Origin of the sequence: Legionella sheltonii (assembly GCF_026191355.1) — a bacterium.
In the GTDB taxonomy this organism is placed as follows: domain Bacteria; phylum Pseudomonadota; class Gammaproteobacteria; order Legionellales; family Legionellaceae; genus Legionella; species Legionella sheltonii.
Map to the genome: position 1 here is coordinate 1 of NZ_JAPHOQ010000048.1, position 840 is coordinate 840.

Genomic DNA, 840 nt, shown 5'->3' on the forward strand with positions numbered 1-840 from the left:
TCAATAAGTTGGTCTAAAAAGCGAGCCACTTGTTTGCCACTGATTGAGGTAGATATTAGCTGGCCAACCATTTCACGAGAATAATCATCCACTACATTCAATATTCGAAATCGTCTCCCATTGCTAAGTTGATCCGATACAAAATCCATCGACCAACGCTGGTTTGGTGCAGAAGGAACTTCCATTGGTTGGCGAGGACGAGTCAGTTTTTTCCTTTTCTTTGTTCGAACTTGAAGTCCCTCCTCAGTGTATAATCGATAAGTATGCTTCTTATTCTGAACCAAGCCTTCAGCTTTAAGTAGTCCATGAAGAATTAAATAACCATAGGCCGGATATTGTGCGGCTAAAACCTTGAGTCGTGTTCTGGCCTTCTCATCCGTACGTGGTTTACATTGATAACGAAATGCTGTGCGGCTTAATCCTGCCAGCTTGCAAGCTACTCGCTCACTCAACTTAAAGAAACATATTAGGTGCTCGATGATCGACTTTCTTGCTGCTGGCTTCACCACTTTTTTGATAATACATCCTTCATTGCCTCTAGCTCCAGGAGCTTATCTGCCAACAGTTTTTTAAGATTAACATTCTCTGATTCAAGCTCACGAAGACGCTTGGCCTCATTCACTTCAAGGCCAGCATACTTACTTCGCCAATTGTAAAATGTGCCTGACGAAATTCCATAGTCTCGACATATCTCTTCGACCTTTATACCTGCTTCATGCGATTTGATTGCTTTTATAATTTGTTCTTCTGTGTAACGCTTTTTCACTTTGAGATCTCCTTTTGGTTTAGTTTATCGGAAATCTCATCTATGTCATGGCATTATTTTTGGGGGATAGGTCA

Annotated in this window: 1 pseudogene; it reads right to left on the bottom strand. The window is 41.2% G+C overall.

Going from position 1 to position 840, the window contains the following annotated elements:
- Nucleotides 1-766, bottom strand: a pseudogene (locus OQJ26_RS19300) (IS3 family transposase); the annotation flags it as partial.
- Nucleotides 767-840 lie beyond the last annotated feature (74 nt).